Source organism: Endozoicomonas sp. ALC020 (assembly GCF_049275935.1).
Taxonomy (GTDB): Bacteria; Pseudomonadota; Gammaproteobacteria; order Pseudomonadales; family Endozoicomonadaceae; genus Endozoicomonas_A.
The window spans coordinates 5,405,584-5,413,821 of the sequence record NZ_CP184830.1; the positions used below are offsets into that span (position 1 = coordinate 5,405,584).

The window sequence follows — 8,238 nt, forward strand, 5'->3', positions numbered from 1 at the left end:
GGCTCGTTTTTTTATCGTAAGCTTTTTTTAATAAAGCTATTCGTGTTAAATTCCGGCGTTGGCTGATTGACGTAGAACGATATAAACATGGCGCTGTTAGTACAAAAATTTGGCGGCACCTCTGTTGGGGACCTGGATCGCATCCAGGGAGTAGCTGACAAGGTGAAAGGGTTCAGGGATAAGGGGCATGATGTCGTTGTCGTTGTCTCAGCAATGAGTGGCGAGACCAATCGACTGACTGATCTTGCGTCCAGTATTCAAAAACAACCCACACCCAGGGAGATGGATGTTCTGCTTTCCACCGGTGAGCAGGTCACAATAGCCCTTCTGGCAATGGCTCTTAATGAGCGTAACTGTCCTGCCCGTTCTTATAACGGTAGTCAGGTTTCCATTGTTACGGATCAGGCTCACACAAAAGCTCGTATACAGCATATAGATACAGAGAAGGTGCGGGCTGACCTTGATCAGGGTCGTGTAGTGATCGTCGCTGGCTTTCAGGGGTGTGATGCTGAAGGCAATGTTACAACTCTTGGAAGAGGCGGCTCCGATACTACAGCCGTTGCTTTGGCAGCTGCTCTTGAGGCAGATGAGTGTCAGATTTATACAGATGTCGACGGTGTTTATACAACCGATCCACGAGTTGTGGAGGGGGCAAGAAGACTGGACAAGATTACTTTTGAAGAGATGCTGGAAATGGCCAGTCTGGGTTCAAAAGTTTTGCAGATTCGGGCGGTTGAGTTCGCTGGAAAATATAATGTCAAACTGAGGGTACTGCATTCCATGCAGGAAGGCCCCGGAACTCTAATTACGATCGACGATGAGGATGTAGCTATGGAATCACCGGTAGTATCTGGTATAGCCTTTAACAGGGATGAAGCGAAAGTTACTATTAAAGGTGTACCTGACATTCCAGGTGTCGCATCCCGAATATTGGGTCCTGTCAGTCAGGCCAACATTGAAGTGGATATGATTGTTCAGAACGTGTCAGATGATCGTACCACTGATTTTACCTTTACTGTGCACCGTAATGATTATCAGAACACTCTTGATGTTTGTGCCAAAGTCTGTAAGGAATTGGGTGCACGCGAATATGACGGTGATGAAAAAATCGCTAAAGTTTCTATCGTCGGTGTGGGTATGAGATCCCACGCAGGTGTCGCCACCCGGATGTTTCAGGCTCTGGCTGCAGAAGGTATCAATATTCAGATCATCTCAACTTCTGAAATCAAAGTTTCCGTTATTATCGCAGAGAAGTATCTCGAGTTGGCTGTAAGGGCTCTTCACTCTGTATTTGAACTGGATAGGGAACCTGTAGAGAGTAGCGAAGTCTAAGGTTGAGTAGGGTATCTTGAAAAGGGAATGCTGCAGTTCAACGTGCTAAACCCGAATGGCTCTGAGACTGGTTTGATCAACAGTCAGGAGGAATATCGGACAAATACACCGTCATTCCCGTCAGGCATGGATTCTTCAACTAGAATGGGTTGTGCCTGTTAAAAACTTACAAAATGTGATTTTTTTGATGACTACATTTCTCTGCTAGTAAAAATACGCATGGAAATGTTGGGTTCGGTGGCTAGACTCTGTTGGCTGAGAGCTTCTCAAGCATGAAACGGTGATCTGGCAGTAGCTGCCTTGCTGAGAAAGTGTTCCCGTATTTGGGGCTAAGGTCAATCAAGCAAAGCATCACCGTGCTCAGGATTGACGGTCGTTGACTTACAGAGATGTAAATAAGGAGATTGTAATGCTGATTCTGACTCGCCGCGTAGGAGAGACCCTGATGGTCGGGGACGAGGTCACTGTCACTGTGCTGGGCGTTAAAGGTAACCAGGTGCGTATTGGAGTCAATGCGCCAAAAGAAGTTGCCGTTCATCGTGAAGAGATCTACCAGAGAATTCAGAAAGAGAAAGAGCACGGGGGTGTTCCGTCTGCCTCTGAGCCTTACTGAGTATCTGGTTTTAACACCGAATTCAGTGAAAAATACCCGGCTAACAGCCCGGGTATTTTTTTATCTATGAAAAATGTCTCGATTAAGGAGCGATAATGCGTTTGCCGATAAGGTGACAAACTTTAGAACCTTTATAAAAGTCTCTGGTCGTAAGTAAGAAGAAAAAGCTTGCATTCCAGGGTGCGAACAGTAGTATTAATTGCGCATGCGGTGAGGTGGCCGAGAGGCTGAAGGCGCTCCCCTGCTAAGGGAGTATACGGTTTGTAGCCGTATCGAGGGTTCGAATCCCTCCCTCACCGCCAGATTCTTTAATGTTTCCTTTCTCATTAAGATCACAGGGCAGGCTGGTTGTTATCAATCTGCTCCATGCTCTGCTCCAACCTTTGTGATGTGATGCTCCTTCAACTCTAACGATTGAAATACACTTATCGTTGCTCAGTGAATTTCGATAATGCTTTGAAATTTGATAGGGGATTATGGGGTCTTTGCTGCCATAAAAATGTCTTTGAGGAATGTCTCTGAGTTTATCTCGAAAATCTAACGGGTTCAGAGCAGAAGGCATTGGGCTGACTTTATGAAACTGGTTGGTGAAAAACGGGTCGAGGTTGCCAGCCACCGTCAAGATTGAGGCCACGTCATCCCTTTGGGCCGCTGATAACAGAGCCAGAGTGGCCCCTCCTGAGTAACCAATCAACTCGAGTTCTCTATAATTACCCTTTTTCTTCAAATAATCTAAAGCCTCGTTAATGCTTGTCAGAGAAGCCTTGTCGTAGCGGCCAAAAGTCCAGACTGATTTATTGCAGAACTTGGTCATGATGTACTGGCAAGGTCTGCCCAGATAAGCGATATCGGAGTATGGATCCTTCAACATAAGGCTATGAACCAGTCTATTGACCGGTGTTGGGTCGGAAGAGGGTGTACCCCTCTTTAGCCAGGCTTTACCATCTCCTTCTATATAGACCCTTAATCTTTCTTTTCTGGCGTTTTCAGATAGCCATGCCTTGAGGGTGTGGGTTGAAGTGGATATTTCCACAGAGGACAGTTTTTTCGAGTTGGCCAGAAGTTGTGTGGTAGTGGTATTAAAAGGAGCAGGGGAGTGACAGCCAGAGAAAATAAGGCTGAAAGAAAGTATTAAAAGAATGTGCTTCATAGGCAAGTATTTTTTAGAACTAATGTACATTTTTATTTATCGGAAGCTTAGCTCCCTAATATAGTGACTTAACCTGGCAGTTTTTGATTGATACTGTTGTGTTTGTTAAAACATATACGAAAAATTTACCAATGTTTTAATTAATAGGCGCTGGGGGTTAGTTGCAGGTTTCTAAAAGAAAGAATCTTTATATCTATAGAATCTATAGAAAAATTAATATCACTTTTAATTCTGAAAAAGTATTTAATATTACTTGTTGCCATCTGTACGATACCTTGCCTTCAGGCTCCTATGTCTGATATGTCCGTTAATTTGAAAACTCATAAATGAGAAAGTTCAACGAAAAGAACATCCAGAAAAGAGGTTGGAGTTGCAGTAATGAGACAGGTTCAGGTGTTTAATAAGACACTGCTTTCCATAGCCGTGGTCACGGCTCTTGGGGGTTATAGTAAATGTTCACAGGCTCAATTCCTCGTGAATAACAAAGATTTCTTTAAAACAGTTGAAAAAGTAGATCTTTCCGGAATGGTAAAAGTTAGGAATGAAATGCTTTCTGATGATCCACTGATTAAACAGGCTGATAAGGCAGTTAAACGTTATGAAGTCTATAAAGTTAAACATGATGAAAAACAAACAGATGCAGAGCGTTTATTCATCAATGCCAGTTTCTGGAAGCAGCTTGAAATAGATGCACCTGATTTTTTATTGTTAAGTGAAAGAAGTGTATCTGCCGATGATCGCAAGCCAAAAGAGTCAGAGTCTTTGGTTAAGCGGGAAAGGGCCGTTTTGGGGAGAGCGCATAGTGCACTTGAGTCTTTGGGTGCAGCAGAGACGCAATCGAGCTTTAGTGGTCAAGATTATGGGCTTGATAAACACCTTTTTAAAAAAGACGGTCAAAGCCTTAATGAAGCCAGGAACGCCTACGTTAAAAGATTGGTAGAACTTGAAAATTTAGCACTTCGTGATGCCATTCTCGTTGAAAAAGAAGTTGTGGATGAATCTACCAGGAAAACGAAAAAGGTTAAGGTGGCTCCGGATGCAATCATACTGAAAGGTATCGATTTATCTGACGGGGGTGTCAGAAAAACAGTTCTTGAAAAGCTGACCAATGTTGAAGAAGTCTTTGAATTAAAGACAAATGGCAATGGTAAAGTGACCGGGCTGGGCTTTAAAACCAGAGTGTTGGAACTGGCGGATGTCAGCAGTGGTTTTAAAGAGGGAGAAAGAGTACCAGTGGTAGCATCAGCTGCAACTGAAGACGAGGCTGATGTTAAGGCATACGGCACAGTTGTTCTTTCTGGGAGATCCAGTGCGGTGCATGAAGGTTTCGGCACAAGTGAACGAGCACTTGATGCATTTGTTGCCAAAGAAGGTACATCGGTACGTATCGCAAAAGATGGTGCTATCCGATCTACGATCATCTATCTGAAAGGTGTTGATGATGTAACGGGTGTTGATGTCGAAGTTGACGGAAAAAAAACCAAGACTGTTGATACTTTTTTAGACTTGGTAGGAGTACTACCAGAGCAATTGGAAATTATGGAAGAAGCCATGAATAAGCATGGTAAAAAGGTCCATAAGCCAATTGCACGAAAAGCTGCGGTAGCAGTTATCGATGGGGCTAAAAAAGGTACTGTCAATCTGAAAGGCTATGAAGATATAGAGATCAAAGGCTCCAGGTTGGTTGTTCGACAAATCGGTGTTGCGGAAGATGGTGTTACTCCAGCATCCGCTAATGTCACTATCACAGACAGTGATATAACTGTTGATGCAGGGTCCGACGATACAGCAAATGCTGGAAAAGGCGTTGTGGCTGGTCAGAATATCGTTCTGAGTAATACTCATCTGAGTATGCAGGAAGAGAACAAGATTGCTCTGGAAAGCATTATTTCTGATGAGTTAGAAGGTAATGACAACACTAGGAAAATGAAACAGCCAAATTCAATTACGCTTACTGAAATCAAGGCTGTTCCCGTTAAAGGTCTTAATGCTCAGAAGGCAATGGAAGGCTCCATTGATGGTTTTGCAGAGCACGTTGTTGATGTTGAAGCTGAAGATGTACTTGATGTGTTTGAGGTTAGGAAAGGCTCTGTCTCACACGTCAGCCTTACTGATATTGAGAAAGTTCTGGTTGAAGATGGTCAACTGTATGCCGACGAAGTCAGCACGCTCGAAAGGCCACTGGTCTCGTTTGACCTGAGAGGAAAAGCGACCGTTCGATCAATGTCTAATGATGCGCAGCCTGTTTTCGTTAGTAGAGACGCAGATGTAACTCTGGCTGTCGGGCAGGAAGTGTCCAAGGATATTCATGGTTTCAGACACTTTATTTTGGACGGTGGTACTTTAGAAGGTAGCCTACAAGGCTTTGCTGCTGAAAATGGCGATGAGAAAGATCCTGAACGCTTCACTGGTTCAACAGTTACTCTGAAAAAAGGTACTTTGAAGGGTGGTGAGATTGGCGGCGTTGTTGATGGGAAAGAGCGAGGGCACCTAAAGGAAGTGCTTGTAACGGGTCAGATTGATGTTAAGCCCGGCACTACTGAGCTGAGAACTTTGGATAGGGTAGCTACTAAAAAGTCTCAAATGCCTATCTTTCAATCTACTGAACTCAAGCAGGTCAAAGTGGTTGCTCCTTTGGTTGTCGATTCCAAAGGTAGTTTGAAACTCTTTAAGACGTTTAAGCAAAGCAAGCTGGATGAGAAAAATACCCCTGTTCTTGAGTCAGCACCTTCATTATTGGCAACGAAGGGTAAAACACTTGAGAAAGGTGCTAACCTGTTCCTTGTCGTGGATGGTGATGATAAATCACTGTCGTCTGTCCCCTATGTCAGTGTTGATGGTTCTTTGAAGTTGCAGGGACAGAACCAGATCAAACTTGATTTGACCAATAGCATTGACAGTAAGAAACGTTTTGAAAATGCCAAAAATCTTTATGAAGAAGCCAAGTCTGGTAAGCCTTTGACTACTTCGATTGCAGTTATTGAGGCCGATAAAGTAGAGGGTAGCTTTGTTGCTCCCGATACAGGTACCGTATTCATTGATGCTTCAGACAGTGGATTTGCGAAGAGTGAGAAGACTGGCAAGTCTGTATACTCTATTAATGTGAAGTATGATGACAATCCGGTTCAGAAATTGCGCTCTCAATATAGTCTGTCTGAAGATCAGGCAAAAATGTACATTGCTACCTATGAATCGGCATTGTCTACTGACAATATGGTTTCATCACAGTCTATGTTCAACCTTGTAACAATGGCGGAGCAGCAGGACATCAAGTTGTTTGCTGACCAGCAGTTGCCCGGTCTCAATAACGCAGTGGGTCGTGCTTCTGTAACTTTGCAAAATAAAGTTAATGAGTCGATTGGTCGTCGTCTCAACAGTAACCGTACTGGAGTTAATGCTGGCGATATGTATCAGTCTCAGGGGTTTTGGGCCGAGTATATTTTCAATAACGGAAAGCTTGATAATGATGAAGTTCTAAAAGGTTATCAAGCCAGAGTTAATGGAGTCACTCTTGGTGCTGATACCACGCTTAATGATCAGATGACGGTCGGTTTTGCCTTCACCTATGGTAATACAAAGGTTGAAACTAACGACATACATCGTGAAACAGCGACCGATACTTATATGGGCACCCTTTATACTGGATGGAATCAAAATAATTACTTCCTGGACTCAATGTTCAGTTATGGTAAGGGAGTCAATGAATACAAGCGTAAAGTTCAGCTGGAAAAGACTGCTTACAGAGGCGAAGCCGATAGCACTGTCTGGGGGGCACGTTTAGTAGCTGGCTATAACTATCAGATAAATCAGTGGGTTCTTCAGCCTCAGGTCACCTTTGGCTATAACAGTGTTAAATTTGATGATCTCACTGAAAAGCAAACAGGTGACTGGGCTCAGAAGCGTAAGATGAAGGAATTCGAAGTCATGGAGCTGGGTGCAGGTTTGAAGCTTATGGGTGATTTCGAGTTGGGTCGAGGTATTCTCCAACCTGAGTTTGTTCTGATGGGTTACCATGACTTTAAGGATGAAAAGCCTGAAGCAACGGTGACAATCCTTCAAGGCGGTAAAACCTTGACATTCACGGGTGCTGAACGTGAGCAAAATCGCTTCCTGGCCGGTTTGGGTGTTAACTACAAAATGGAAAACAACCTGAGCTTGAGTCTGCATTATGACAATAACTGGATGGGGGACTTCAAGGCGGATAGCTTGAATGCAACTATCCGTTATGATTTTTGATTGGTTGCAAACTAACGTCTAACCACCAGCGTCTTTAGTTGGACCTGAACTTTTTTAGCCCTGCCTGTGTGGGGCTTTTTCGTTGTTGTGCGTTGTTGTTCAAATGTGAAAATTGCCACAATACCGTTGACTCCTCGGGGTTAAATCTCTATAGTTCGCTCCCGTTGATGCAGCGTGCTCGTAGCTCAGCTGGATAGAGTACCTGGCTACGAACCAGGCGGTCGGAGGTTCGAATCCTCCCGAGCGCGCCACTCATTAAAACGGCAAGTGTCGCTAGTATAAGTTGTACCGGTGAGGTGGCCGAGAGGCTGAAGGCGCTCCCCTGCTAAGGGAGTATACGGTTTGTAGCCGTATCGAGGGTTCGAATCCCTCCCTCACCGCCAGTGAACAAGTTAGTATTACGCGCTCGTAGCTCAGCTGGATAGAGTACCTGGCTACGAACCAGGCGGTCGGAGGTTCGAATCCTCCCGAGCGCGCCATTTAAGAAGTTTTCAAATATGAGCGTCCGTAGCTCAGCTGGATAGAGTACCTGGCTACGAACCAGGCGGTCGGAGGTTCGAATCCTCCCGGACGCGCCAATTTGAAAGTTGGGTAACCCCATCAAAACAAAGAATATGACGGTGAGGTGGCCGAGAGGCTGAAGGCGCTCCCCTGCTAAGGGAGTATACGGTTTGTAGCCGTATCGAGGGTTCGAATCCCTCCCTCACCGCCATTCTGTATCTCTTAACTCATTGATTTATCAATGCTTGACTGTTTAAACAACTCAAGTTATGCAGTTAGCAACCTCTTTCAAGTGCCTCAGAGAAGCTTTTAGCCTTGCCATATAAATTTTGGCTCTGAGCTGAAAGTGATTCACTTTTGTTACGCGTTGCTCAGAATACAACGGCTTTCAAGTTCTACTTACAAC

The 8,238-nt window shown here is 44.4% G+C and carries 3 protein-coding genes and 6 tRNA genes; all 9 read left to right on the forward strand.

Annotated features, from left to right (window positions below):
- Positions 1–87 precede the first annotated feature (87 nt).
- The 9 genes from ACOJUO_RS19795 to ACOJUO_RS19835 all read left to right on the forward strand — a co-directional run bounded on the left by ACOJUO_RS19795 (position 88) and on the right by ACOJUO_RS19835 (position 8,043).
- The gene (locus tag ACOJUO_RS19795; protein ID WP_422133655.1) at positions 88–1,332 is read left to right on the forward strand and encodes an aspartate kinase; all 1,245 of its coding nucleotides are present in this window, start codon (positions 88–90) and stop codon (positions 1,330–1,332) included.
- 409 nt (positions 1,333–1,741) lie between these two features.
- Positions 1,742–1,945, forward strand: coding sequence for a carbon storage regulator CsrA (gene csrA, locus ACOJUO_RS19800; protein ID WP_422133656.1), 204 nt, complete (start codon positions 1,742–1,744; stop codon positions 1,943–1,945).
- A 209-nt stretch (positions 1,946–2,154) separates the two neighbouring features.
- Positions 2,155–2,247: transfer RNA gene (locus ACOJUO_RS19805), tRNA-Ser, on the forward strand.
- 1,226 nt (positions 2,248–3,473) lie between these two features.
- Positions 3,474–7,331 carry an autotransporter outer membrane beta-barrel domain-containing protein gene (locus ACOJUO_RS19810; RefSeq protein WP_422137910.1) on the forward strand — a complete coding sequence of 1,286 codons (3,858 nt, stop codon included), beginning with the start codon at positions 3,474–3,476 and terminating at the stop codon, positions 7,329–7,331.
- 174 nt (positions 7,332–7,505) lie between these two features.
- A tRNA-Arg gene (locus tag ACOJUO_RS19815) sits at positions 7,506–7,582 on the forward strand.
- Positions 7,583–7,621: 39 nt separating this feature from the next.
- Positions 7,622–7,714 (forward strand) — tRNA-Ser (locus ACOJUO_RS19820).
- 19 nt (positions 7,715–7,733) lie between these two features.
- Positions 7,734–7,810 (forward strand) — tRNA-Arg (locus ACOJUO_RS19825).
- 22 nt (positions 7,811–7,832) lie between these two features.
- Positions 7,833–7,909, forward strand: a tRNA-Arg gene (locus tag ACOJUO_RS19830).
- Between the two features lie 41 nt (positions 7,910–7,950).
- Positions 7,951–8,043 (forward strand) — tRNA-Ser (locus ACOJUO_RS19835).
- Positions 8,044–8,238: the final 195 nt, after the last annotated feature.